This is a genomic window from Candidatus Eisenbacteria bacterium, assembly GCA_016867715.1.
Lineage (GTDB): Bacteria > Orphanbacterota > Orphanbacteria > Orphanbacterales > Orphanbacteraceae > VGIW01.
The window spans coordinates 1-24,948 of sequence record VGIW01000045.1; the positions used below are offsets into that span (position 1 = coordinate 1).

Genomic DNA, 24,948 nt, shown 5'->3' on the forward strand with positions numbered 1-24,948 from the left:
TCTCAAGCTCGCGAACGACCTGATCCGCGGTCTTTGTCCTCGGGACGCGTCCGTTCAAGAGGACCACGTCGCAGAACTCGCAGTCGAAGGGGCAGCCCCGGCAGAACTGAACCGACATGCACGCGTAGTCCTTGAAGTCGAGAAGATCGTACCGCGGCACCGGCACGTTCTTGAGATCCGGCTTCTTCCGCTCCTCGTAGACCGGGCGCACGCATCCCGCGATCATGTCCCGAATCAGGTCGCCCATCAGATCCTCGGCCTCGCCGAGCACCCGATGCGGGATTTCCGAAAACGTCTCGCACCCCGTCGTGAAAAGCGGCCCTCCCCCGATCAAGGGGCGGCCGAGGTCCCTACAGCGGCTCGCGACATCGAGCGCGGAATCGCGATGGACGAGCATCGCGCTCAGCATCACGTAGTCAGCCCAGAGAATGTCCGCGTCGGAGAGGTGCGAAACGTTGAGATCGACGAGCTTCAGCTTCCACTCGCGCGGAAGAAAGGCGGCAACGGTGAGAAGTCCGAGAGGAACGTGCCCGGCCTTCTTCTTGATGAACGGCAACGCGTGCCGGAAGCTCCAGAACGTGTCGGGGGTTCTCGGGGAAACGAGAAGGACTTTCATCGATTCGGCGCTCCCTCCGATGCAAGAATGCCGGGTCTTCGATCGGGGGGGTCGATAGACTCCCGACGACTCGGTTCCGCGGGACTTCCGCGGTTCCGAGATCGAGCGGTCCGCCGCGGGCGGTCGGGGGCTTCGTGAGCCCCCGACCCGGAACCCGCGTCCGTTTCCCATCCGGGATGCGGAGTGCTTACCAGCGCCCCCGCCGGCGGTCGCCGCCGCCGCCGCCGCCGCGGTCGTCCCGACGAGGCTGCGCCTCGCTCACCTTCAGGTTTCTCCCGCCGAGCTCCGCGCCGTCGGTGGCTCGGATCGCGGCGTTTCCTTCCGCGTCATCCATCTCGACGAACCCGAACCCGCGCGGACGGCCGGTGTCCCGATCCGTGATCAGGTTGACTCCGCGAACCGTTCCGTGCTTCTCGAAAAGAGCGCGAATGTCTTCCTCGGTCGCGTTGAAGGGCAGGTTGCCTACATACAGCTTCATGACAGTTCTCGATCTCCGTTTTCGCCCCTAATGAAACTTGTGTCGATCGACCCTCTCGGCCGATCCTTCGCAATCGCACTCGGGAACCTGACTCCAAGACCGACTTTCGATTCATCGGGGGCGTCAACGCTGAGTCGATTCGGTAGGAGGAACCCAAACGCCACGTCCGGAGTATTGTTCCGAAGCGCAGCCCTGTCAAGCGCAAAAGGAGACGCTTCGCGAGATCCGCCGAAACGGAGAGGAACGGTCCGGCGCGTCGAGCCGCCGGCATCGCGGATCGCTCGAACCGGAGATTCTCGATCAGCGGTACTGCTTCTTGATCCTGCCCCAGCTCGACTCTTCCGCCTTCGTCTCCCCGCAGCAGGTCGCGTCGGCCCAGAACCGGAGCTGTCCCGGGAATCCGTAGGTCGCGACCAGATCTTGCCAGCCGCTCCCGTAGTTGTTCCAGCTCGTGCAAACGGCGGGATAATCGTCGACGACCAGATCGGGCACATCGCCGGGAGTGACCGACCCGACCCGCTCGATCTTGAGGCCGAGAAGATAGAGATCGTCCACGGCCACGCACGGGCAGTTGATCGGAATCCCGATATCCCAAAGGCCGGCTCCCGGAATCCAGACCTCATAGACGGGGCTGCCGCAGAGCTGCGCGCCCGGCTCGGGGCAATCCGGATCAGTGGGATACGCGACCGTTTCCAGGTCGATACCCATGAAGAGCGTGCAGGCTTCGGCCATCTGGAGCATGACGTGGATCTTGTCGATCAGAATCCCGTCCGGGCACGCCGTGCAGGTTCCTTCCGGATCGAAAACGAGTTTGTACTCTTCCGGCGGCAAGAGGAACCCCGGGATCGCCCACGCCGGCAAGTTGAGGTTCCCGACCTGACATTCCCAAAGACGGATCGTGATTGCTCCCGAGGCGGACCGGACCACCGGGTCTTCGAGAAACGACGGGCGCGCCCGCTCTTTTGCCTCGATGATTGATGTGGAAACGATTAGAAGTGCGGCCGCCAAGAACGCGCGCTTCGGAATGCGACGCATGCTCGCTCCTCCGTTCGGGTGGCTCCCCTCGTGAGATGCTCGCGGCAGAGAACCGCCGCGTCCCGGGGTCACCCCAAGGATCGGCATCGCGGACACGCACTTGATGTCGCCCTTCCCGGCGGCTACTCGCCTTCTCCTTCCTCCTCGCTTTCAGCGCCGAGGCCGTCCAGAACGGCGATCCCCTCCATGAACGAGAGGAGCTCGTCGGCAGAGGAGAAGGTCGCCTCCTCGCCGGTCCCCACGTGCCGGACTCTGCCGCGGAGCGGTTCGTCCGCGGAGTGGACGAGTCGAATGATGAACGTCGACATGCGGATGCTCCCGCGATCGGCCGTCCGGGGACCTGGGTCCGGCGATCGAACCCGCGCCCTGCGGGCATCGGAAGGCGCCCGCCTCTCGACCGGTCGGCCCGATCGGACGCGAACATCGTACGGAACGCGCGTTACGCGGGAGTTACGCGCTCTTGGCGCCTTGTCCCGGCGAAACGATCTGGTCCAGGAGGGCTTTCATGCTGCGGGAAGGGAGGAGATCGAGCTCGCGGATCATCATCTCCTCGTAGCGATGGTAGTCGGCCAGCGCCTCACGCCGATTGCCGAGCCGGCCGTGCGCCTGCACGAGATGAAAGTAGAACTCCTCGCGATACGGCTCCTGCGAGATTCCCGATCTACAAAGAGGAATGATCTCTTCCCAGCGCTTCGCTTCCGCGTAGAGCGAGAGAAGACGTCCGACCACGCGGACGAACCGGTCGCGAAGCCGCTCCCGCTCTTCCGCCGCGCAATCCTCGAAGGGCGACTCGGCCAGGAACTCGCCTCGGTAGATCTCCAGCGCCTTCTGATAGGACGGCTCGGTCTTCCGCCGCTCTCCGGCGTTCCACTTGTCGTCGGCGTTCCGGAGCGTCTCTTCGAACTCCTCCACGTCGTAGAAGTAGTCTTTCCCCGCGTCGAGCCGCACGGCTTCGTTGCGGAACTGAACGTAGCCCGTTTCGCGCGAAGCCCGCATGTCCGGCTCCAACGTCTTGCGAAGCAGATAGACGGTCTGCCTTAGGTTGTTCGACCCTTTCGCGGGTTCCGCGTCGGGCCAGAGCGCCTCGACGGCGACGTCGCGCGGGACCCACCGGAATCGGTGCACGAGAAGGAGATGGAAGAGCCGGAGCGCGCGGACCGACTTCCACTCCTCGACGCGGCGATCCCCGACCGCCACATGAAGCGGACCGAGCGCGCGAATCGCGAGAGGAATCTCGGGGGGCGGTTCTATCTCCACCGCCGCCTCGCCCGCCGCCTTGCCGGCGGGCGTGTCCTCTCGGCCTCGTCGAGCGAGCGCCGCCTTCGCTTCCTCCCCGCCGATCCGCGCGAGGAGATCGACGGCGCGCACGGACACCGTCTCGTCGCGATCCTCGAGCAGCGGCACGATACGCGGGACGGCGCTCTCCCCGATCTCGACGAGCATCCGCGCGGCGTAGTCGGTCTCCACGCCCTTTCGGATCGCGTCGCAGAGAGCGGGAAACGCCCGCTCGCGCTCGAGCACGAGATAAAGGAACGAGTGGTCCAGCGAGGCCGTTCCCCGAAGAAGCTCGCGAAGAGCTTTCGTTCTTCCTTTCGGGGAGATATCGCCGGCGGCGAGGCGGATCAAGAGAAGACGATGGAGATGGTAGCGCATGCCGACGCGGCGGATGATCCTCTCCGAGCGCCTCCACCATCTCGACGCGGACCCGCGGCCCTTCTTCGCGTCGAGAACTCCGAGGAGAACGCAGTTCTCCGATTCTTGGTAGATGTCCCTGAGCCGGACGGAGACGTCGAGCGCGGCTTTCGCGATCCGCGCGGCCTCGTCTCGGTCTCCGGACGCGAGCGCGGTCTCCGCGAGCCGCGTCATCGAGATCGTGCGGAGGCCGACCTCTCCGAGAAGATCTCCCGCTCGAAGAGCCGCCCGAGCGTGCGCTCGCGCCTCCGCCGGATCGCCGTCGATCAGCGCGCATTTCGCGAGAGCGAGGCGGCAGTACCCGTCCATAACCGGGTAGTCGATGCTCTGGGCCATGCGAAGCCCTTCGCGGGCCAGCTCGCTCGCCGCTCGAGTATCCGCGGTCTCCGCCGTGATGTGCGCAAGAACGCCGAGACTGTGGCAGACGCTCCGGGAGTCCCGCTCCTTCTTGAAGACGACGAGCGCGCTCCGCACCGCTTCCTTCGCGCTTCGGAACTCCCCGCGCCGGTAATGGATGTTTCCCGGAAGAAGATAGAACGTTCGGTTCCTCTCTTCGCGTCTTCCATCCCCCTTGGAAACGGCGTTTGCCTTCTTGAGGTAGTCCTCTCCCCGGTCGAGACGCCCAAGCTCGCACGCGGAGATGCCGAGCATGCCGAGGATGCTCATGCGCAGCGCCGCTGGCTTCGGACCGCGTTCCTTGAGCGCTTTCTCGCAAAGCGCCGTGCACCCCTTGTAGTCTCCGCGCCGAAGCCGAATCTGCGCAGTGAGGCTCATCAACTCGACGCGGCGCGTCCCGGGCGGGCACACGCGCAACGCTCTTCGATAGACCGCTTCCGCCTCCTCCCAGTGCCCCGGAATCTCCATGGCGCGCCCAAGAACGAGGAGCACCGCCGGCCGTTCGTCCACCAGGTTCTTCGGGAGATTCGCGAGAGCGCGGCGGATGAGATCGTGCTGTCCCGACCGGAGGAGATCGTCCCCCGCTTTCTCGACCAGATGCAGAGTGGCCGCCGCATCCCCTTCCTCGGCCCTCACGACGAGCGCTTCCGCCCACGCGCCGGCTCTCGAAAGGACCGCCGTCGCGCGCTTGCGCAGTTTCCGCGCGGCCGCGCCCTCTTCGTGCTCCAACTGCTCGACGAGGAAATCGCGGAAGATGTGATGGTAACGGAACGCGGTCCGATCCTCGTCCACGGGATACGTGAAGAGATTGCGGCGGGCGAGGTCTTCCAAGAACCGGCGGCTGTTCTTCGCGCCGAGGATACGGTCGCACAGTTCCGCGTCCAAGCGCGGGAGGATCGAGGTTCGCGTCAAGAAACGCCGGAGCTCCGGCTCCAGATTGCGCAGGACCTCCTCGGCGAAGAACGCGAACCACCCGAGACCCGCATCGGACAGACGGTCGAGAGCCTTCTCGATGCGGCGCCCGGAGGAGCGGCCCACCGCTTGGAAGAGGATCTCCACACCCGCGGGCCACCCCTCCGTCCTCTCGATGATCCTCCTGGCGAGCGCGGGATCGAGACGAGCGCCCGGGAAGTGAAGACGATAGAGCCGCGCGGCCTCTTCGGCGTCGAACTTGAGATCCTCGGAGACGAGGCGGGCGACCGCCCCCTGCGATTGGAGCTTCATCGTCGCGACGGAAAGCGGCTCGCGGGAGGCGAGGATCAGCGTGGATCCATGAGGAAGAAAACAGACCGCCTTCTCGAGGAGCTGCATGACCTCCAGTGAACGCCCGACGAGATGAACGTCGTCCAGAACGATCGCCTTTCCATCCTTCTCCTTTCCGAGAGCGCGAACCATCCGCGAGAGCGCGCGGTGGGCGTACTCGGCTTCCCTACCGTCGGGAATCTCGATCGCTTCCACCCTTCTTCGCGAGAACGCCGTGTCGAGATGCGCGGAGAACCGGGCGAGCCCCGCGTCCGTCTCGTCGACGGAATACCAAACGACCGGCCGCGACGACGAGCGGGCGGAGGCGGAAAGGAACGACGTCTTGCCGAAGCCCGCCCCCGCAGTCACGAGAACGAGCTTCTTGTCCGCCCAATCGAGCCAAAGCCGGTCGAGCCGCTTGCGGGCCAGATAGGAACCGGGCGCCGTCGGGATCGCCAGCTTGGCGGGATTGATGGGGACGATCACGGGCGTCTCCGTGCGCGAGCCTTTCGCGATGTTTCTTGGCTTCGACTCGCCAAGACCGGTTTCGTTCGCATGTCAACGAAGCAACGTGATCTTCCGCGCCGCGGTCTCGCCCCCCGTCCGGAGCCTGGCGAAGTAGACGCCGGAAGGCACGGCCGCGCCCGAATCGTGCCGCCCGTTCCAGAAGACGGCGTGCGCGCCGGAACCCAATCGGCCGTCGACGAGAGTCGCCACATGCCTTCCGGCGGCATCATGGATTTCGAGCCGGACACGCGTCTCTTCGCGCGAGATGAAACGGAGCTCCGTCGACGGATTGAACGGGTTCGGGCGGTTCGGAAGGAAGACGAACCGCGAAGGCGGACGGTTCGATGCCACCCCGGTGAGAGGCCGGATCTCGTTCAAGAACCACTCGGCGCTCTCCGGCGTGATCTCCACGTGCTCCTCGTTCTCCACAGGGAAGTAGATCGCGTCGAAGGGAGTGCGCGTGAGGACCTCCGGATCGTTCGCCACGAGGTAGAAGAGATCCTCCGTGTCGATCGCCAGGGCGCTCACCGTGGGAATGAAGCAGTGATTCGGATGGAGCGCCACGATGTCTCCGTAGGGAGCTTCCGTCGAGTCCATCTCGGCCATCGAGGAGCGGTAGCCGCCGGGCGCGTTGTCGTAGGGGGCGGTCCCGGCGACCGTGACCATCCTCGTCGTAGCGGGAAACGGCCAGATGCGCCGGAGGCCGTCGAAGATCGTCGCCGAGCCGCCGTCCGGAACCGCCCACACGTTCCCGCGGATGTCGACGAGAAGACCGTCGTACTCGTAATCGATGATCTGATCGGCGGGAGCGAAGCCCTGATCGGCGCCGTACCCGCTCCCGTTGGCGATCGCGACCTTGCGGGGGACCGAGGGCCACCCGCCGGCGGCGGCAAGATCGCTTTCGAACGCGGCGCGGAGAGGGTCGCTCTCTCCGGTCGTGCCCGGCGGCTCGGTGTGGTGATAGACGAGGAGCTGCCGCGCGGCGGGCGTATCGAGTCGGCTCAGGAGGTACGCCGCGTCCGCCGAGAGATCCGCGAAGAAAGCGAGCCAGTATTGGACCCCGAGCGGGATGTTCGCGCCGCTCTGCGGCGCGTCAAAGGAAAGGAAGCTCCGCACACGATGGTCGATGGAATGCGTTTCCATCCAAGAGAGAGCGAAGCGGGAAACGACGCCTCCCATGCTCGCGCCGACGAGCGCGAGATCCCGCTCCGGGGGAATCGCGCCCGCCACCTCCTCGAGAAGCGCCTCGACGACGAAGGAATTCCTTTGCATGTAATCGGTCGCCGAGGCGAAGTTCAGGACGACCGCGTCGAACCCCTCGGCGCGCAAGGTCTCCACGAGGTTCTGCTGGTTGAGGAGCGCATACAGCTCGTCCCAGTCCATCGTGTCGTCGAGATCGAAACCCTCGATGACCACGACCGGGTTCGTGAGCTCCGTGTGAAGATCGCTGAGGTAGACGTACGCCTCCCCGGTCCCGAACTCGCCGAGATACGGCTCGGTCGCGGTGATCGCAAGCGTATCGTCGGGATTCGGCGTCTCTAGCGCGCGCACATCGAAGCGGAAGGCCGCGTGACGGTCGGCCTCGTCCGCATCGACGGCGCGGAGGCGGATCGTCTTCATTCCCGGGACGCCGTATCGGACGAGCACCGGCTCGCCGATGCGGACGCTCCGAAACCCTCGGCCGTCCTCGAAGTCGATCTCGATCCGTTCGGGCGCGCCGCTCGGGGCAAGATAGCGTTCCTCGTCGAGAACGAAGCGGACTTCGCCGCCGCGGGTTGTGTGCTCCTTCATCGCCGCCGCGGCGAAGACGACCGTCTCGTCTTTCACCCCGCCGGCCGGGATCCGCGCGTCGAGAACGGCGATCGGGACGAGGCCGCTCCTCGCCCTCGCGTTCGCCGAGAGGCGAATCGCTTTCGCGTCGGGAAGAGCCGCCCTCTCTCCGAGCGACCGTCTCGCCTCATGAACCGCCTGCCGCCAGCGCGCCGCCCCGACGGCCGGCGCTTGAGGGGTTCCGTCCAGCTCCTCGATTCGGGCCGGAGAGAGCCCTTCCTGTAGGAGCTTTGAGTCGTCGGCGACCGAAGGAGCGTGGACAAGCAAGAAAACGAGAAAGCAAGGGATCGGCCGAAGGAGTTTCATGACGACACCTCGCGCGCGGAGAGCGGCGCGGCAACACAGGCGAAACTACCTGTTTGAGTCTATTGTATCATGCAGGGGCGACCGAGGGGAGACCGAATTGGCGCGCGGCTCTGCGGAGGGCGACCGCGCGGCATCGACGCTCGCCGACGCGCGCGGCGCTCATTCTCTCTCGAGAAGAACGGAGTACTCCTTCACGACCGCCTCGCCCCTTCCCCACCACATTTCCGTTCCAAGCTCGACGATCGACAGATAAACGTCCGGGGAAACGTATCCGTTCGTCTCGAGGTAGCGCAAGAACTCGAGAAGATTCGTCCGGCCGCTCGGCCGAGGCTCGTGCGCGGCGAAGAGGAGAAGCGGCACGCCGTTCTCGAACTGCTGCACGTGGAAATCATAATCGGCTCCGTCGATCGAAACCGATCCGACCTTTCCGCTTACGACCGGGATGCTCCCGTCCAGCCAAATCATGATTTCGTTCGTGCGCTCGTTCTGATGCGGCGTGTCGTCTTCCGTGAGCCAGAGATCGAAGGCGAGGTTGTAGAGGCCGTCGGCCGCGACAGCGACTTGGTGCTCGACGAGGAGCGTCGAGAGGTCCCCGACCCGCACGGGGAGCTGCTTCGAGGTCGCAACCCGCGTCCAAGGATTCGTTCCGAAGGCGATCTGCGGAAATCCCTTCACGTAGGGACGCCGCGTGCGAACCTCCCAACGCCACGAGGCAGGAAAGCCCGCGCTGCCGATCGCGACGCACTGCGCGTAGACGTCCCCTTCCTCGAGTCGGGATTCACCGTGCTTGTTGTTCGTCACCGCGTACGCGCCGATCCGAAGATAGGCGTTCTTCTCGCAGGTCGCCGTCCCCTGACCCGGAGGAGCGGGAACGTTCGTCGTGTTCCTGCCCGCATCCGGATCGAACTGCTCGGTGGGCCCCGGGGTTTCCGGTTCCGGCGGAAGATCCCCGAGAACCGGCAGCGTCTCCTCTCCGCCGCAACCGGCGCCTGCGGCGAGGAGACCTGCCAACGCCATCGAACCGATGATCGAAAGAAGCTTCACGTCCTACCCCCTTCTTCTTGTCGGGTCGGGGGGAATTCCCGTCCTCCGTCTCCTATGATATATCCCCTCGACTCGATTCGATGCCATACGGTTTCCGACGGCGGCTGCGAGAGGCCGAGGATCCCGCCGCGCTTCCGAGAAGGTTCCTCGGCAAAAGCCGTCAGCACTCCGCCTTCGGGGGGCGGGTCATCAGCCGATCGATCGCTCGGGAGGGGGTGATGCCTTCGAAGAGAATGCGGTTCACCGCTTCCGTGATCGGCATCTCGACGCCGGTGCGCGCGGCCAGCGCGATCACGCTCGCGGTCGTCGCGACGCCTTCGACGACGGAGCGCGTCGCGGCGAGCGCCTCTTCGACCGTCCGGCCTCGCCCGATCGCCTCGCCGAAAGAACGGTTCCGTCCGACCAGCGAGATGCACGTCGTGACCAAGTCGCCGACGCCGGCCAAACCGGCAAAGGTCGCGGGGAGCGCGCCGAGCGCGAGGCCGAGCCTCGTGATCTCCGCGAGCCCGCGCGTGAGGAGGGCAGCCTTCGCGTTGCAGCCGCTTCCCATTCCGTCGAGGATGCCGGCCGCGATGGCGATGACGTTCTTCGTCGCGCCAGCGAGCTCGACGCCGACGAGGTCCGGATTCGTGTACACGCGGAAATACGGGCGGGCGATAAGCGCTTGCACGCGCTCAGCCAGCGCGGTGTTCGCCGACGCGGCCGCCACCGTGGCCGGAAGGCGCGCCGCGATCTCGGGCGCGATCGACGGCCCGGAGAGGACCGCGACTCGATCGTCGGAACAATCGAGAACCTCGCGAAGAATCTGGCTCGGCCTCTGGAGAGTTCCATTCTCGATCCCCTTGGCGACCGAGAAGACAGGCATGTCTCGCGGAAAGCGATTCGCGAGCCGTGTCCAAACGGCACGAATGAACTGAGTGGGGACCGCCGACAAGGCGACGTCGGCTCCCGCGAACGCCCTCTCCTCCTCTCCCGTCACCTCGATCTTCTCGGGAAGCGGAACGCCCGGAAGGAAGCGGACGTTCTCCCGCTTGGCGGCCGTCTCCGCCGCCTGCTCCGGGAAGGCGGACCAGATTCGAACCTCATGACCGTTCTCGGCGAGCAAGAGGGCGCACACCGTCCCCATCGCCCCGTCGCCGATCACGGCGATCGACTGCTTCATGAGCGGGAGATTACCGGAAGACCGCGCCGGGGTCTATCGTTCGATCTTGCGAGAAGACCTGCTATACTCTCCCCGAAGAGACGCCGGGACCGCGAGGGGCTCCCGCGGACGGCGAGGGCGTGCCGGCCCCGCGACCCGCGGAGACGCCGGGAAGAAGAGGAATTCTCGACGAGATCGAGACCCCGAGGGACAACGAACATGCCGCCGACGAATGACGATCGGACGCCGCTCGGGCTTCCCCCGCAAGTCGACGTCCAGCCGGGATTCTTCATCCCCCGAATGATGTTCTTCACGAAGGGGGTGGGAAGGAGCAAGGAACGGCTCTCCGCGTTCGAGACGACCCTTCGCGACGCGGGAATCGAGCGGTTCAATCTTGTTCATGTCTCCAGCATCTTCCCGCCCGCGTGCAAGCGGATCTCCCGCGAGGAAGGACTCCGGCTCATCGCGCCGGGCCAGGTCGTGTTTTGCGTCATGGCGCGCAATGAAACGAACGAGCCGAACCGGCTTCTCGCGGCGTCGATCGGCCTCGCTCTTCCGGCCGAGCCGCAGAAGATGTACGGCTACCTCTCCGAACACCATTCCTTCGGCGAGACGGAGACGAAGGCGGGGGACTACGCGGAGGATCTCGCGGCAACGATGCTCGCCTCGACCCTCGGCGTCGACTTCAACCCCGACACCGCGTGGGACGAACGCGAGAAGATCTTCAAGATGTCGGGGAAGATCGTCCGAACGACGAACACCACCCAATCCGCGATCGGAGACAAGAACGGCCTCTGGACGTGCGTGCTCGCGGCCGCGGTCTTCATCCTCTGAATCGGAAACGGCGACAGGCACCTCGTGGCCTTGACCATGCGCGGGTTTCCTAACGCGGCCGCGATCCGCGGCTTCGCGACGAAACCACGTGCATCATCCAGGATTGGAAGATCGCGTCTGTCGCAGCTGCCTCAGAAATAGAAGATCTGGTACTGGAGCGCGACGGCCGTCCTCTTCGGCTTGGCAGTTTCTTCCTTGGGCGCATCGTAGCTTCGATGGTCCACAGCTAGCTTCAAGGCGGATCGATGCCCGTCCAGGTATCCGCCGACGCCGAACTGTAGGTTTGTTTCGTCGCTTCTCAACTCGCTGTCGTAGTCGCGCACGGCGGCTTGCGCCCACACGCTCAACCGGTTCTTCAGAAAGGTCAGTCCGGCTTCCGCCAGATACGTGGTCTGCTTCGGCAGATCCGGAAGAAGATCTCCTCCGTCGTACGAAGAGACATCCGTCTGGAGGGTCAGGCACGATCCCTCCGCGAGGGGCATCTCCGCGTAGATGTCGCCGTGGATGTTGCGGCAGTCCTTCTGCGCGTCGACCGCCGCGCCGAGACTGAGAACCTTGGTCTTACCGAACCTGTTGCCGGCGTAGAAGAAACTATGGCTCGCGGTCTTGAATGGGTGAAGCGATATGCGGCCCGTCGTGCGCAGAGGGTTGACGTTTCCTCGCCCCCGCACGCCCTGAAAGACCCCCAGACGGTATTCGACGAGCTTCCCCGCGATCACGCCCCGCGCCTGAAGCCCGGTGTCGCGGCCCACCTTCTCCTGCATGGGGCCGCTCTCGACGAACGTGTAGGGTCCGTAGTCCAGGACGAGATGGGTCGCGGCCGACTGAAGGTGATTGTAGCTCGTGGGCACGAGGATGAGTCCCCCGTCGAGACGGATTCCATTGTTCACCAGGGCGGTGACAACAAGATCCTGCAGATACTGCCCGCCGTAGCTCTTGACGGAGTCCTGCTCCGGGATTCCCCGAGACCCGGACTGTCCGTGTCGAGGAAGAAGCCCATGCGCGGGTGGACCTCTCCTCCGAGAAGGATGCGCGCCCGCCGGACGTGGCCCACATGCTCGCGGCATCGGGGGTGCGCTGCGCCGCGCTGACCGATCACGACACGAGCAAGGGATTGCTCCGTTTCCGCGAGGCGCTCTACCTGCACGACATCGAGGTCGTCTCCGGCATCGAGCTGACCGCCTCTCATCCCTTGGGAGAAGTTCATCTCCTCGCGCTCGGCTTCCCTTTCACCGGCTCCAACCCGTTCGAGGATTCGCTCCGCGCGGGGCCTCGATTCCGGTCCGGGTATTTCCCCTTCATGCGAGGCGGGAACTCGGCGCCGCCCGAGCGAGCGGAATCGCTCATCCAGCGCGCGCATCGGATGGGGGCTGTTGTCTTCCTGGCTCACCCGCTTCAGCCGAACGGGGACTACGCGCGCTTGGAGCACTTGCTGCATGACCTGCGGCTCGCCGGCCTGGACGGCATCGAGGCGTTCTACAAACCGTATCCACAAGAAGAGAGAGAGCGGCTCGCTGCGCTGGCCGATCGCTACGATCTCCTGGTCACCGCCGGCAGCGATTTCCACGGCGACGGCGTTCTCGGCTCGCCCGAGCCTGGGTGCGCGATGCCGTGGGGCCATTGGGAGCGTTTCCGCCGGGCTCTCTCCATCCCGCTTCAGGATCCGATCGGAACGGAGGACAACCCATGACGGCCGGAATGAGAAGACCGGGGCCCCATCTCCGATTCAGCCTTCGCGTCGTCCTCCCGACCGTGCTTGCCATCGGTCTCTTCGTGGTGACGATCTTCTTCGTGATCGTCCCGGCTTACGAAAGACAGATTCTCGATCGCAAGGAGGAGATGCTGAGGGAGCTGACGCAGTCGGCGGTCAGCATCCTCGCGGAATACGAGCGAGAGGAACGCGCCGGCGCTTTGGACCGGGCCGAGGCGCAGCGCGAGGCGATCACGCGTTTGCGTTATCTCCGTTAAGGGGAAGAAGGGAAGGACTATTTCTGGGTCACGGACATGCATCCGGTCATGGTCATGCACCCCTATCGCCCGGACCTCGAGGGACAAGACCCGAGCGAGTTCGCGGATCCCGGCGGGAAGCGGCTTTTCACAGAGATGGCGCTCCGAGCGAAGACGGACGGATCGGGATTCGTCGAGTATGTCTGGCAGTGGAAAGACGATCCGGAACGCGTCGTGCCGAAGCTCTCGCACATCCGGGCCTTCAATCCCTGGGGCTGGGTCGTGGGAACCGGGATCTACCTGGAAGACGTCGGCCGGGAGATTGACCGCCTCACCGGACATCTCGTTCGCCTTTCTCTCGGCATCACCGCCGCGATGACCCTGCTCCTCTTGCTCATCCTGCAGCAGAGCCTTTCGATCGAGCGCGAGCGGAACCGGGCGGAGACTTCCTTGCTCGAATCGCGCGAGCGCTACCGCGCGCTCGTGGAGGCATCGACCGAAGGGATCGCGCTTCTCCGCTACGGGCGGATCGCTTTCGCGAACCCGACACTGATCGAAATCCTTGGACGCCCCGAAGCGGAAGTCCTGGGTCGCGAACCGCAGGAGTTCTTTGAGGAGCGAAAGGTTGACCCACGATCCGCTCTCCCGTCCCCCGAGCCTTCCGAGAACGAAGCGTCCGCTCCATCGGCCAGGGAAGGATGGATTCGACGCCCCGACGGAGAGCGCCGCGAGGTCGTGCTGACGGCGTCCAAGGCGAGGATTGAAGGAAGGGGCGCGACCATCCTCGCGGTCCGAGAGGTGAGCCCCCAAGCACAGGCAGAGAGGGAGCGCGAAGACCTGGCCGTCGAGCTCCAGGTGTCGCTGCAGTTCATGCTGGAACCCGTGAAGAAGTTCCTGCGCGAACCGCTCGCTTGCGAGCTGGGCGATACGATCCGGCGCGCCGCGGAGCGCATGCGCCGCGCGGAAATGAGCGCCATTCTCGTCCGAGCCGGCTCGGACGATTTCGTGGGCATCATCACCGACCGGGACCTCCGCGATCGCGTCGTGGCCGGCGGACTCGATCCCTCCGAGCCGGCGCGATGCATCATGAGCGCTCCTCTGCTCTCCTTCCCCGAGAGCGGCTTGGCGGGCGAGGCGCTTCTCTTCATGCTCGAACACCGCGTGCGCCATCTGCCCGTGCGCGACGCCTCCGGACGCATCGTGGGGCTGCTCAGAGACCGCGAGCTCGCCGCCTCGCAGAGGTTTTCTCCGGCCTCGATCACGCGCGGGATCCGGGAGGCGCGGTCTCCGGAAGAGATTCTCGAGCGGACCGCCCGCGTTCCCCGCCTCGTGACGGCTCTGATCGACACCGGCAGTCCGCCCCGCAGCATCAATCGCATCCTGACCGCCGTCTCGGACACGACGTTGGAGACTCTCGTCGCGATGGCGCTCGAGGAACTGGGGCCGCCCCCCGTTCCGTTCGCTTTCATCACGCTCGGCAGCGAGGGACGAGAAGAGCAGACTCTCGCCACGGACCAGGACAACGCCCTCATCTTCGAGGACCCGCCGGAGACGGATCGCGAGGCCACGCGAGCGTACTTCCTCCGTCTCGCAGAGCGCGTATGCGCCGACTTGGACCGGGTCGGATACGCCTTCTGCGAAGGCGGCAACATGGCGCGGAATCCGCGATGGAACCGGCCTCTCTCCGAGTGGGAAGATCTCTACCGCGGCTGGATCGAGAAACCGGAACCGCAAGAGCTTCTCGCGTTCAGCATCTTCTTCGATTTTCGACTGGCGTTCGGGAAGGCTGCGCTCACGCGCCGTCTCCGGGATCTCGTCGACGAAATCCTGCGGCAGAACGCGCCCTTCCTGCTGCACATGGCGCATCACGCAATGGAGTTCCGTCTCCCCGTGGGCGCCTTCGGGAGGCTCGTCACCGAGACGTCGAGCGAGCACGAGCGAATCTTCAACCTCAAGGAGGCGATGGCGCCGGTTGTGCACGTGGCGCGTCTCTATGCGCTCCGGCACGGCATCGAATCGACCAACACGCTCGAGCGCCTGCACCGCCTCCACAAGCTCGGGATTCTGCCCGGCCCGGATCACGATGAGATCGTGCAAGTCTACGAGTACTTGATGCGCCTTCGCCTGCACCGTCAGGCGGAGCTGATGCGGGAAGGCCACGCCCCGGTGAACCGCATTCCGCTCGAATCCCTGACGGATCTCGACCGCACCCTACTCAAGCAAGCTTCCGCGCGAATCTCGCTCCTTCTCAAACGGGTCGGGTTTGATTTCCTCGGTTCCGCGTGAGAAGCGAGACCAAGACAAGCGTCAGAAAGCTGATCGGCACAGAGATGATGGCCGGATTCCCGAACGGGATCGGCGCGCTCGCCTTGTCCAGCCCGTAGCGCTCGTACATGTCGGGCGACAGAAGAATGATGAACAGGGCGCTGATCGTTCCCATCGCGATCGACGCCACGATTCCTTGAGATGTGGTCTTTTTCCAGAAGAGCAGCATGACCACCGCGGGAAGGTTGGCCGAGGCCGCCACGGAGAACGCCCAACCGACAAGGAATGAGACGTTCATTCCTTTGAAGAGAATCCCGAGCACGATGGCGACGATGCCCACGCTGAAGGCTGCGATTCTCCCCGCGGCCACTTTCTGGCGATCGGTGTAGCCGCGGCCGAGAAACCGGTCCAAGAAATCGTGCGCTACCGCTCCCGAGGCGGCGACGATCAGACCGCTGACCGTGCCGAGAACCGTGGCGAAGGCGATCGCCGAGATGATCGCGAAGAGCAGAGTTCCGAAGGACCGGGCCAGAAGCGGCGCCGACATGTTGTCGTCGAGCAGGTTGACGACCCCGCCGGTCATCGCCCCGAGCCCCATGTACAGCGTCAGGATGTAGAAGAAGCCGATGGCCGCGATGGCCACGATCGTCGACTTGCGCGCCGCCTCCGGGCTCGGAACCGTGTAGTAGCGAATGAGAATGTGCGGGAGCGACGCGGTGCCCAGAAAGAGGGCCAGCATGAGAGACGCGAAGTTGACCTTCTCGGTCGTGGATTGATCGACTTTGAACTTGAGCCCGGGGCGAAGCACCCGGTTTCCTTCCACCGGCGTCGGATAGAAGACCGTCACCTGATCGCGGCCGTCCTCGAACTTCTCCTTCTTCCAGAGGTTGATCCGCGTCTGGGGATCTCCGATCCGAGAGAGAAAGGAGAACGGTCCGACGGGTCCGGTGCGAACCTCTTTGTCCTGCCGGCCCTGCAGGGACTGGATGTTTCCGACGGGGCGGAGCGTGTTCTCGGACGAAGCCGGCGCTCCGTTCACGATCCTCTCCCCGCCCGCGGTGACGGCCGTGTACTGGGCCTCCACAAGCTCGGCTCGATCCGCGCCGGCGGTTCTTTGGAACCACCACGAGACCGTTCCGTCGCGGGTGAGCTTCACGAACGTGTTCCCGTGCGACTCCGCGCGGCCGGCGAAGGCGTAGGCGCTGTCGCTCAGGACCGCGCCGCCGGGTCCTTCGGACAGGGTGAGGACGGCGGGCGCTCGAAAGGGAACCTGTTCGCCGGGATCCGGATTCGTGGTGAGCCCGCGCGTGAGGACCGCCGCGACGAGGATGACGGAAAAGACAATGAGCATGCCGCCCTTGATGAACTGCACATAGGTGGTCGATGTCATGCCCGCGGTGGCCACGATGGTGATCACGATGGCGCCGACGAGAATCACGCCCACGTGGTGGGGAAGCCCGAGGAGAGGAGTGACCAACACCCCCGCTCCCACCATCTGCGGAATAAGGTAAAAGATGGAAACCACCAAAGTGCTGATGGCGGCGGCGAGCTGAATCCCCCGCGAGTTGAAGCGCGCATCGAGGGCGTCGGTGAAAGTGTACTTCCCGAGACGCTTCATCGGTTCGGCCACCACGAAGAGAGCGACGACCCAGCCGGCCAGATACCCGATGGAATAGAGAAACCCATCGTACCCCGCCGTGGCGATCATCCCGCAGATGCCGAGAAACGAAGCTGCAGAGAGATAGTCCCCGGCGAACGCCACGCCGTTCACCGACCAGTGAATTCGGCCGCCGGCGGCGTAGTATCCGGCGGACGAGCGGGCGCGGCGAGCGAAGTAGAAGGAGAGGCCCAGAACAAGAGCAACAAATACGATAAAGGTTACGACGGCGAGGGGCTCCATCTACTCCTTCTCCTTGCTCGGCCTCGAGCGGTACACGGCATGTTCCTGCCAAGCACAGAATTGGTTGTAGATCAGCGCCATGACAAGAGCCAGGATGATGAGCCCGAATCCGTACACCACCGCGAGGTTCAGGCCGAAGATCACGGTCGTTTCCATGACGACGGGCTTGACCAAGTTGATGAGGACGAACCCGGCGTAGACCACCGCGTAGGGAATGAACATCCAGACTCCCAGCCTCATCTTGTAGCCGGCCGCGGGATCCGAGCTCGACCGAGTGGAAGGCTCGTGAAGCATCGCAATCTCCTCCGGAGTTCTGCAGGACGAAGTCCGTAAACGGGTGAGTATCCGGCCTTCCGGCCCCCGGGTCAATTCGAGTTCGCCGGCGCCGGGCGTTCCTTCCGAGGGCCTTGCTCGCATCGTCCCGGCGGATGCCGCGGCGACGTTCCCGGCCGCCTCTCCCCCGAGAACGCGGGGAGCCGTCCTTGACGCCGATTCCATCCGAGACGGAAGCCGAAGGAGCATGCTTTCGCCGTCAAGTGCGTCGTCACCGCTTCGCTTTCAGAAACGTCCCGTTCCGGAGTTCCTCGAACGCGCGACGCAGCTCTTCATGCGTGTTCATCACGATCGGGCCGTACCACGCGACCGGCTCTCTGAGCGGCCGGCCCGAAACCAGAAGAAATCGGATCCCTTCGGCCGTTGGGATCGCCGTTCGGCATCTCCTGGTGGATGATCCCGCTTCCGGCCGTCATCCACTGGACGTCGCCGGCGGCGATGATCCCGCTGTTCCCGATGCTGTCGCCGTGCTCGACGGTCCCTGCGAGGACATACGTGATCGTCTCGATCCCCCGATGGGGATGCCACGGAAAACCCGCGAGATAATCCTCCGGTCGGTCGCCGCGGAAATCATCCAGGAGAAGGAATGGATCGAAATCGGTCGTGTCGCCGAACCCGAAGACACGCCGGAGACGCACGCCCGCGCCCTCGATGGTCGGCTTCGCCCTCACGAGCCTCTTGACGGGTCGAATGGACATCGCGCGTTCCTACTCTCACGTTCTTCCGGTTTCAGGGAGATTTCGGGGACGCCCTACCTATTTCGTCCAGCCCGCGATCGCGACATGTCGCGAATCGTCCCGACATAGGTATCGTGTCCCCGGAATACGGCGCACCTGGAATACGCAGATCTTGACGCTCGCCCCGCATTCCGAACAGGCTGGCATACGATCATCTTTCCCCATCGTCCTTCATCCTTGCCGCCGGGCTTCTCGCTCGATCTCGCGATGAAGCAGGTTATGAATTCGATTCTCCCCTAGCCGATGCTACGCCCACAAGCACAGGCACGACCTTCATGATACAACCGCATCACGAACAGCCGCGTCGATGTTTCGGTCGCTGCGAACGCCGGTTTCCAGCGCTTCTGCTCGATGGTTTCGGTGGCGCGGTGCCTGCTTTCCGGATTTCCTTGGAGCCGGCCGCTGAGGATTCCTCGGGTCGTACGGATCCGCCATGTCCGGATTCGGTCGAGCGTCCTAGGAATCCGGGAGGGAGGGCATCCCGTGCTAACTCGTCGCGAGTTTTCCACGCCTCTTCGCAAGCACGCCCCTCACAACTCCCGCGACGCTCGCGGCTTGCGATGCGGCCAGAAGGACGATGCCCGCGGCTCCGAGGCGAAGCCCCCCGTGGCGATAGAGCGTGCGATAGAACGAAGCCCCGAAACCCAAATAGACGCCGAGCACCCCGAGAACGCCCCATCGAAGAGGCGGGAGGAAAAGGGAAGCGGGAAGCGCGACGGCAAGCAGGACAAGGAGGGCCATCCCGACGATGTACTCTTCTCGAATGTTCGCGAAGCGCCGCTCCTGGAGAAGCCGTCTCCAACCGAGCTGCTCTCGTCCGATGACCAGGTACCCCGTGCTTCGGCCAAAGTCGTTGCGAAGAAGACCGAGGAACGTGTGCCGGCGGTAGTGCACAGCCTTCAGTCCCGGATCCAGAAGGATCCGGCATCCGCGAGCCCGCATGCGGAGCCCGAGCTCGATGTCCGTTCCCCAACGCCCCGCCCTCGGGCCGTCTACTTGTCCCTCGAGTTCTTCGTAGAGAGAGCGGCGAACGGCGAACACGCAGCCGAAGAGCCAGTCGATCTCGCGCGGACCCTTGAGGTACGAATAGCGAATCCATAAGTTTTTGAAACGGCTCACGAGGTCCCCGGCCCCGCTTTCGGCCGAATAGATGCCGACGAGAGCGGCGACGTCCGGCTCCTCCTCCAACCGCCGGCACGCCCGGTCCGCGGCTCCCGGCCTCAGGCAAGCATCCGCATCGGTGAAGAAGAGAACGCGCCCTCTCGAAGCCCGCGCGCCGGTCCTCCGCGCCGCCGCGACCCCGCGGTTCTTCTCGTGCCGGACCAAACGGACTGGAAATCGAGCGGCGATTTCGGCGGATCGGTCGGTGGACCCGTCATCCACGACGACGACCTCGTCATTCGGGCTCGCCTCGCGGATCGCGCCTTCGAGGGCTCGAGGGAGAGTCTCCTCCATGTTGAACACCGGGAGGATGATCGTGCATCGCTTTTCGCTGCTCATTTCGCCCGACTCATTGAAAGAACTCGGTTCGACGCCCCACCATTCCACCCGGTATCCCTCGTGGAGGCTCGTAGGAGAGGCGCTCGATTCTGTCGTTCCGCGCAAGACTACGAAATCGACAGGGCGTCGACCATCGGAATTGTTCCTCCAAGTGGTATGATGAGTCGCCGCCGTTCGCAGGAAGGCGGGCATGCCCGCGATTGAAGAGTCCTGCCGGTTCCACGCGACCGGATGTCGGATGCGACGCGGAGGGTCGTGCTCTCTTCGCCGCAGGAATCGCCTCGGGGGCTGAAGTCACGAGATGGCTTGGAGCGAATCCAAGGAAGGCGGGGCAGACACCCGATGGCTGTTGCTTCTCCTCTTCTCCGGTCTCCTCATTCGTCTTGTCGCTTTTGATCGCTCCCTCTGGGTCGACGAGGCAATCTCCCTCGAGATGACGACCTCGTGGGGGCAGGTCCTGGAGTCATCCCGGCCTCGCGTGAATCCCCCGCTCTACTACTTGCTCCTTCGCGGGGCGCGTCTCCTTCTCACGAGCCCGACAGCCCTTCGTTTGGTCTCTCTCCCCTTCGGTCTTCTTTCTCTCTTCTTCATTTGGAAAGCCGCCCGGCTCCGAGGAGGAACTGCGGTCGGTCTCATCGCCCTCATTCTCGCCATCTTCTCGCCGACCCACATTCGCTATTCGGTCGAGCTCAGACCCTATGCGATGCTCCTCGGTCTCTCGGCCGCTTCGATCTACTTCTTCTTCCGGGTCCTCTCCGGGGGCTCCGATCGCGACCGCATCGCGTTCGCGGCCGCCACGACTCTGAACATCTACACTCACTACTTTGCCTTCCTCCTCTACGTTCCGCAGGCGCTCTTCCTCCTGCTGGGCTGCGGAGGAGAACCCCGGGCGAGATGGAGGAATCTCCTCACAACCGTCCTCCCCGCCCTCCTCTTTCTCCCTTGGGCGGGTCCGGCCGCGGGCTTCGCGAAAGGCGTGGTGCCGGGAGCCGAACCTCCCCCCGGTCCCCCGCCGCATGTTCTTTTCGTGCTGACGTTGTCGAGGGTCTTCATTGGGTTCTCCGGCGGCAAGGCGCTCTCTTTTGTTCTTACCTCAATCGTTCTTCTTGTCGGAATCGTCCGGGTTCGGGCTCGGCCGCGCCTCGGAGGCTTTGTCGATGCCGTTCTTCTCCTCTTCCCGGTCGCGTTGATCGCCTTCCTCCAGCCCCGCAAGGCGATCGAACCTCGGCACTTTCTCGTCCTCTTCCCCCTCTGGATTGCCCTCGTGGCGGGAGGGTTGGAAGTGCTCGGCCGGACCGCGGGACAGCGGCTCGGAACGCGTGGAAGGAGAGCGGCTCTTGTGGCTGCTGCTCTCTTGCCGCTTGCACTCCTCCTCCACCCGCGGGAGAGACCGCCAATATGGGTCCGTTCCGACAAGTGGACCGATCTCTGTCGCGTGTTGAGCGAAAGGGTCCGGGCTGAAGACGGGTTGATCTCGGCTCCGGAAGACTACACCGTGCGCAAGCTCCTTCTCCCACGAGCAGAACCTCACATCGCGGAGAAGCTTCAAGAGAGCTTCCGCGCCGGCCTTGACCACGCTCGTCCTTTCGAGCGGATCCCCGAGAGGATCGAGCGTCTCTGGGTCATCGTGGTGGGCAAGGGCCCGCGATCGATGCAATTCTGGGACGCGCTCGAGCCGTTGGCTTCCGAGCAGGAAGACTTCCGCATGGTCGAGTGTGACGTCAGCCTCTTTCTGTTGGAGCGGCCACCGCTCTAGACGTCGCGGAGTAGTTCCGGAGTTCCGGTGGCAGGCTACTCAACTCCGGTGGGAACGCGGGTTCGGTAGCCTTGCGGGAGTTCCGGGGGAGTTCCGGTGAGTTCCGGTGCCAGGCTACTCAACTCCTGGGGAGTTCCGGTTGGGGAGTTCCGGTGCCAGGCTACTCAACTCCGGTGGGAACGCGGGTTCGGTAGCCTTGCGGGAGTTCTGAGTTCCGGTGCCAGGCTACTCAACTCCTGGGGAGTTCCGGTTGGGGAGTTCCGGTGCCAGGCTACTCAACTCCGGTGGGAACGCGGGTTCGGTAGCCTGGCGAGGGAGTTCCGGTGCCAGGCTACTCAACTCCGGTGGGAACGCGGGTTCGGTAGCCTGGCACCGAAACTTGGCACCGAAACTCCTGGCACCGAAACTCCGAAACTGTCCCGGGTTCGGTAGCCTGGCACCGAAACTGACCTGGTACAATGAACGGAGCTGTCGACGCGAAGATGACCTGAGAGGAGGGGGCATGCGCGTTCCCCGTTCGCTGGAGGAGATCGATTGGAACGAGATGTTCCGGCGCGGCATGACCGCTTCGGCTTTCCTCCGGAAGAGCGCCGAGGAGTGGAGTGATCGGGCGGCGTCCATGGCGGACCGGTGGTCCCCCGAGAGCGACTATGTCCGTCTGTTCATCGATCGAATGAGCCTGAACGGCTGCGCCTCCTTGTTGGATGTCGGGTGCGGCACCGGCGATCTCCTCCTGGCCCTCTCGCCGCGTCTCGAACATCTGTACGGCATCGACTTCTCTCCCGGCATGCTCGCGGCGGCCGAGAAGAAGATCGAGGAGCGCGGCGCGACGAACATTCGCCTGCAGCGTCTCTCTTGGACCGATGACTGGAGTCCGCTTCCGATCGTGGACATCGTCGTCGCCTCCCGCTCGTTCTCCGTGGACGACGCGCGGGACGCCCTCTCCCGGATGGATCGCCAGGCCCGGCGCCGGGTTTATCTGACCTGCCGCGCCGGAGGTTCCTATCTTGATGATTCGGTCCTCACCGCGCTCGGCCGGAAAGCGGCGCCTCGTCCCGACTACATCCTTCTCGTGAACATCCTTTATGCGTTGGGGATCCAAGCCTCGGTGGACTTCATCGAGGGAGCGACGGCGGCCGTGGTGTGCGCTTCCTTGGCGGATCTGGTCCGGCGCGTCGAGTGGGGGCTTGGACGTATCGACGAGCGCGAGAAGAACCTCCTCGCGCGCTTCTACGAGGGTCTCCCCCGCACGGAGAAGGGAGCTCTCCTCCCCGGGGGGTCCCAACGGTGGGCTCGGATCGGGTGGGAAAAGTGAAGAAGAACTCGACCCCCTTCGCTTTGAACCCGGACGTGACGGTGCAGAGGCTGACCGCGCTCTGGGCGCTCAACGAGTCCGGTCTCGGCGGCTTCATGCACGCGATGAAGATCCCCTTCACCGGAGTCTTCGTCGGCGGGACGGCGGTTCTGATCATCACGCTGATCGCCTCCTTCGCCGAGCGGAAGGGGCGCGCGATCCTGCGCGCGATGCTCTTCGTCGTCGTGATCAAGGCCGCGGCTTCCCCCCACACACCTCTCCCCGCGTACTTCGCGGTCGCCTTTCAAGGGCTCTTGGGCGCCCTCCTCTTCTCCCTCCTGCCGGGGACGAGGCTCCCCGCGATGCTGCTCGCCGTCACCGCGCTGGCGGAGGGCGCGGCCCAGAAGTTGATCGTCATGACCCTTATCTTTGGAGGCTCGCTTTGGCGGTCCGTGGATCTCGTCGGCCGTCGAATCGCCGACTCCCTCCATCTCCCCGTACCCGACGACTACCGTTTCAGCGTTCTCGTAGTGGGCGTCGTGATCGCCTTTCATGTCGCAGCCGGTGTTTTTGTCGGCGCGGTCGCGGGAGGTTTGCCGGGAAGGCTGCTCAGGGAGTTGGAGCGGCCCGCGAAGGAAGAGACGCCGGCGAAGGAAGAGCCCCGGCCGGAGCGAGGAACCGTATCGGGCAAGCGCTGGAGGAGACGGATCCTTCATTGGTCGCTCCTCTTCGTCTTCATCCTCCTCGTGCTCGCGCTGCTCGATTCGGAAGGAAGCGTCTTCCACCGTCTTCTCCGACCGATCCTCCGGACGGCCGTCGCCCTGGGGATCTGGTTCTTGGTCGTCGCACCCATCTTCCGTTTGGCTCTCTCCCGGCTCGGGCGCCGGCGCATGAGAGACCACGCGGGGGAGATCGATGATCTGCAGCGCCTTCTCCCGCGCCTCCGCGTTCACGCGGGAAACGCGTGGCGCGACACGCGAGGAAGCGGGCCCTTACGCCGGTGGCCAGATTTCTTGGTCCGTCTCACGGCCCGGGCGCTCCTGGAACCATGAAGATCCTCCTCACCGGCGAGATCGGATCCGGGAAGAGCACCGTTGCGCGCGAGGTCCTGCGGATCGCCGGCTTCAAGCGGGTCTCCGGCCTCCTCTCTCTGCCGATGGACGAGAGAGATCGGTCCCGCGGCTTTCGCCTCCTGTCTCTGCCCGGCCGACGAGAGAGGATCTTCGCCTTCCCTCGGGCCGAAGGCGGCGTCGGCCCCGAGAGGTTCCGCCTCGCGTCCGAAGCATTCGAACAGTTCGGCGTCGAGGTTCTCCATTCCGTTGAAGTATCGAATGATTCAATGTGGATCCTTGATGAGCTGGGCGTCTTCGAGAAGGAGATCGCCTCGTATGTGACGGCGGTGCGGAAGATCGCCGCGCGCGAGGGGAACGCTCTCGTTGTCGTGCAGAAGAGGGCGCTCGACTTCTGGGCTCCGATTCTTCGGGCGGGTGGCTTCGGCGTGCCCGTGGAGGTGACGCCGGGGAACCAGGCCGAGCTGCCCTCGGCGCTGGCGGCGCTCTTCACGCGAGGGTGAGATCGGGGAAGTTCCGAACTAGCGGAACTTCACGACGTGGTTCAGAGTTCAGGTGACAGGCTACAGAACTCCCACAAGTTCCCCCCGGAGTTGCGTAGCCTGGCACCGGAACTTGGCACCGGAACTTTCGGCACCGGAACTTTCCGGAACTTCTGTTGCATGGTAGAATGAAGCGAGGAGCCACGGATGAAGGCACGACGGCTTGTTCCCGCGATGAAGTCCCCATGGATTCTATGTCTCGCGGCTTACCTCACGGCCTACGCGCTTTTCAGTCTTCAAGGAGAGTACGTGCTGGCCAACTACGGCGGCCAGGACTGGCGTTCCGTCTGGGCCCCAAGAAGCCTCGTTCGGAGCTATGTGGGGCGGGTGGGCAGACAGAAGGCCGCATACACGACGCTCGGCGTCCTGTTCCTACCCTGCATCATTATCGATCGGACCGTGTGGCATCCTACGGACTGGACTGTCGAGGGGCTCTCGGACTAGATCCTATGTAGCAGAAGGGGTCACTCGGTTAACCTCCTG

General features: G+C 64.5%; 21 protein-coding genes and 1 pseudogene. 9 read left to right on the forward strand and 13 right to left on the reverse strand.

Annotated elements, in window-relative coordinates; genetic code table 11:
* The 8 genes from FJY73_08890 to FJY73_08925 form a co-directional block, all read right to left on the reverse strand.
* Nucleotides 1–616, reverse strand: a 616-nt coding sequence (locus tag FJY73_08890) for a B12-binding domain-containing radical SAM protein (GenBank protein MBM3320775.1), incomplete at its 3' end; no start/stop codon positions are given.
* Between the two features lie 187 nt (nucleotides 617–803).
* Nucleotides 804–1,094, reverse strand: a complete 291-nt coding sequence (locus FJY73_08895; protein ID MBM3320776.1) for an RNA-binding protein — start codon at nucleotides 1,092–1,094, stop codon at nucleotides 804–806.
* Between the two features lie 300 nt (nucleotides 1,095–1,394).
* Nucleotides 1,395–2,129 (reverse strand): hypothetical protein, encoded by a 735-nt coding sequence (locus FJY73_08900; GenBank protein ID MBM3320777.1) that lies wholly within the window; start codon nucleotides 2,127–2,129, stop codon nucleotides 1,395–1,397.
* 122 nt (nucleotides 2,130–2,251) lie between these two features.
* Entirely contained in the window at nucleotides 2,252–2,437 is a 186-nt protein-coding gene (locus FJY73_08905) for a hypothetical protein (GenBank protein MBM3320778.1), read from the reverse strand.
* A gap of 142 nt (nucleotides 2,438–2,579) precedes the next feature.
* The gene (locus tag FJY73_08910; GenBank protein ID MBM3320779.1) at nucleotides 2,580–5,945 is read right to left on the reverse strand and encodes a hypothetical protein; all 3,366 of its coding nucleotides are present in this window, start codon (nucleotides 5,943–5,945) and stop codon (nucleotides 2,580–2,582) included.
* A gap of 72 nt (nucleotides 5,946–6,017) precedes the next feature.
* Nucleotides 6,018–8,102 (reverse strand): hypothetical protein, encoded by a 2,085-nt coding sequence (locus tag FJY73_08915; protein MBM3320780.1) that lies wholly within the window; start codon nucleotides 8,100–8,102, stop codon nucleotides 6,018–6,020.
* 159 nt (nucleotides 8,103–8,261) lie between these two features.
* A complete protein-coding gene (locus FJY73_08920; GenBank protein MBM3320781.1) occupies nucleotides 8,262–9,146 on the reverse strand; it encodes a hypothetical protein in 885 nt (294 codons plus the stop codon).
* Nucleotides 9,147–9,306: 160 nt separating this feature from the next.
* Complete coding sequence (locus FJY73_08925) at nucleotides 9,307–10,308, reverse strand: NAD(P)-dependent glycerol-3-phosphate dehydrogenase (GenBank protein ID MBM3320782.1); 1,002 nt, start codon at nucleotides 10,306–10,308, stop codon at nucleotides 9,307–9,309.
* A gap of 198 nt (nucleotides 10,309–10,506) precedes the next feature.
* Here FJY73_08925 and FJY73_08930 point away from each other — a divergent pair, with 198 nt between their 5' ends.
* Nucleotides 10,507–11,121, forward strand: a complete 615-nt coding sequence (locus FJY73_08930; GenBank protein MBM3320783.1) for an arginine decarboxylase, pyruvoyl-dependent — start codon at nucleotides 10,507–10,509, stop codon at nucleotides 11,119–11,121.
* 131 nt (nucleotides 11,122–11,252) lie between these two features.
* On the opposite strand, the gene FJY73_08935 is transcribed toward FJY73_08930, so the two are convergent.
* Nucleotides 11,253–11,972, reverse strand: a complete 720-nt coding sequence (locus tag FJY73_08935; GenBank protein MBM3320784.1) for a hypothetical protein — start codon at nucleotides 11,970–11,972, stop codon at nucleotides 11,253–11,255.
* A gap of 155 nt (nucleotides 11,973–12,127) precedes the next feature.
* Between FJY73_08935 and FJY73_08940 the strand changes: the two genes are divergently transcribed.
* From FJY73_08940 to FJY73_08950, 3 genes are read left to right on the forward strand one after another with little or no spacing between them, the layout of a single operon-like run.
* Complete coding sequence (locus FJY73_08940) at nucleotides 12,128–12,811, forward strand: PHP domain-containing protein (GenBank protein MBM3320785.1); 684 nt, start codon at nucleotides 12,128–12,130, stop codon at nucleotides 12,809–12,811.
* Complete coding sequence (locus FJY73_08945; protein ID MBM3320786.1) at nucleotides 12,808–13,089, forward strand: hypothetical protein; 282 nt, start codon at nucleotides 12,808–12,810, stop codon at nucleotides 13,087–13,089. Before FJY73_08940 ends, FJY73_08945 begins: the two co-directional genes overlap by 4 nt.
* 36 nt (nucleotides 13,090–13,125) lie before the next feature.
* Entirely contained in the window at nucleotides 13,126–15,354 is a 2,229-nt protein-coding gene (locus FJY73_08950; GenBank protein MBM3320787.1) for a cache domain-containing protein, read from the forward strand.
* Here the strand turns inward: FJY73_08950 and FJY73_08955 are convergent.
* The 4 genes and pseudogenes from FJY73_08955 to FJY73_08970 all read right to left on the reverse strand — a co-directional run bounded on the left by FJY73_08955 (nucleotide 15,317) and on the right by FJY73_08970 (nucleotide 19,803).
* Nucleotides 15,317–17,233, reverse strand: coding sequence for a cation acetate symporter (locus FJY73_08955; protein ID MBM3320788.1), 1,917 nt, complete (start codon nucleotides 17,231–17,233; stop codon nucleotides 15,317–15,319). The genes FJY73_08950 and FJY73_08955 overlap by 38 nt on opposite strands.
* The gene (locus FJY73_08960) at nucleotides 17,234–17,527 is read right to left on the reverse strand and encodes a DUF485 domain-containing protein (protein ID MBM3320789.1); all 294 of its coding nucleotides are present in this window, start codon (nucleotides 17,525–17,527) and stop codon (nucleotides 17,234–17,236) included.
* Nucleotides 17,528–17,777: 250 nt separating this feature from the next.
* Nucleotides 17,778–18,264 (reverse strand): annotated as a pseudogene (locus tag FJY73_08965) (pirin family protein).
* Between the two features lie 525 nt (nucleotides 18,265–18,789).
* Nucleotides 18,790–19,803: a glycosyltransferase family 2 protein gene (locus tag FJY73_08970; protein MBM3320790.1), complete on the reverse strand. Its 1,014-nt coding sequence runs from the start codon at nucleotides 19,801–19,803 to the stop codon at nucleotides 18,790–18,792.
* A gap of 301 nt (nucleotides 19,804–20,104) precedes the next feature.
* Between FJY73_08970 and FJY73_08975 the strand changes: the two genes are divergently transcribed.
* From FJY73_08975 to FJY73_08995, 5 genes are all read left to right on the forward strand, one after another.
* Complete coding sequence (locus FJY73_08975) at nucleotides 20,105–21,559, forward strand: glycosyltransferase family 39 protein (protein MBM3320791.1); 1,455 nt, start codon at nucleotides 20,105–20,107, stop codon at nucleotides 21,557–21,559.
* Nucleotides 21,560–22,061: 502 nt separating this feature from the next.
* Nucleotides 22,062–22,874, forward strand: coding sequence for a methyltransferase domain-containing protein (locus FJY73_08980; protein MBM3320792.1), 813 nt, complete (start codon nucleotides 22,062–22,064; stop codon nucleotides 22,872–22,874).
* The gene (locus tag FJY73_08985; GenBank protein ID MBM3320793.1) at nucleotides 22,862–23,905 is read left to right on the forward strand and encodes a hypothetical protein; all 1,044 of its coding nucleotides are present in this window, start codon (nucleotides 22,862–22,864) and stop codon (nucleotides 23,903–23,905) included. The genes FJY73_08980 and FJY73_08985 overlap by 13 nt, the downstream gene beginning before the upstream one ends.
* Nucleotides 23,902–24,426: a hypothetical protein gene (locus FJY73_08990; GenBank protein MBM3320794.1), complete on the forward strand. Its 525-nt coding sequence runs from the start codon at nucleotides 23,902–23,904 to the stop codon at nucleotides 24,424–24,426. Before FJY73_08985 ends, FJY73_08990 begins: the two co-directional genes overlap by 4 nt.
* Nucleotides 24,427–24,612: 186 nt before the next feature.
* Nucleotides 24,613–24,909, forward strand: a complete 297-nt coding sequence (locus tag FJY73_08995) for a hypothetical protein (protein ID MBM3320795.1) — start codon at nucleotides 24,613–24,615, stop codon at nucleotides 24,907–24,909.
* Nucleotides 24,910–24,948 lie beyond the last annotated feature (39 nt).

Coding starts and splice junctions, on each gene's coding strand:
- FJY73_08895 (MBM3320776.1), bottom strand. CDS start 1,094: ATGAAGCTGTATGTAGGCAACCTGCCCTTCAACGCGACCGAGGAAGAC.
- FJY73_08900 (MBM3320777.1), bottom strand. CDS start 2,129: ATGCGTCGCATTCCGAAGCGCGCGTTCTTGGCGGCCGCACTTCTAATC.
- FJY73_08905 (MBM3320778.1), bottom strand. CDS start 2,437: ATGTCGACGTTCATCATTCGACTCGTCCACTCCGCGGACGAACCGCTC.
- FJY73_08915 (MBM3320780.1), bottom strand. CDS start 8,102: ATGAAACTCCTTCGGCCGATCCCTTGCTTTCTCGTTTTCTTGCTTGTC.
- FJY73_08925 (MBM3320782.1), bottom strand. CDS start 10,308: ATGAAGCAGTCGATCGCCGTGATCGGCGACGGGGCGATGGGGACGGTG.
- FJY73_08930 (MBM3320783.1), top strand. CDS start 10,507: ATGCCGCCGACGAATGACGATCGGACGCCGCTCGGGCTTCCCCCGCAA.
- FJY73_08945 (MBM3320786.1), top strand. CDS start 12,808: ATGACGGCCGGAATGAGAAGACCGGGGCCCCATCTCCGATTCAGCCTT.
- FJY73_08950 (MBM3320787.1), top strand. CDS start 13,126: ATGCATCCGGTCATGGTCATGCACCCCTATCGCCCGGACCTCGAGGGA.
- FJY73_08955 (MBM3320788.1), bottom strand. CDS start 17,233: ATGGAGCCCCTCGCCGTCGTAACCTTTATCGTATTTGTTGCTCTTGTT.
- FJY73_08960 (MBM3320789.1), bottom strand. CDS start 17,527: ATGCTTCACGAGCCTTCCACTCGGTCGAGCTCGGATCCCGCGGCCGGC.
- FJY73_08970 (MBM3320790.1), bottom strand. CDS start 19,803: ATGAGCAGCGAAAAGCGATGCACGATCATCCTCCCGGTGTTCAACATG.
- FJY73_08975 (MBM3320791.1), top strand. CDS start 20,105: ATGGCTTGGAGCGAATCCAAGGAAGGCGGGGCAGACACCCGATGGCTG.
- FJY73_08980 (MBM3320792.1), top strand. CDS start 22,062: ATGCGCGTTCCCCGTTCGCTGGAGGAGATCGATTGGAACGAGATGTTC.
- FJY73_08990 (MBM3320794.1), top strand. CDS start 23,902: ATGAAGATCCTCCTCACCGGCGAGATCGGATCCGGGAAGAGCACCGTT.
- FJY73_08995 (MBM3320795.1), top strand. CDS start 24,613: ATGAAGGCACGACGGCTTGTTCCCGCGATGAAGTCCCCATGGATTCTA.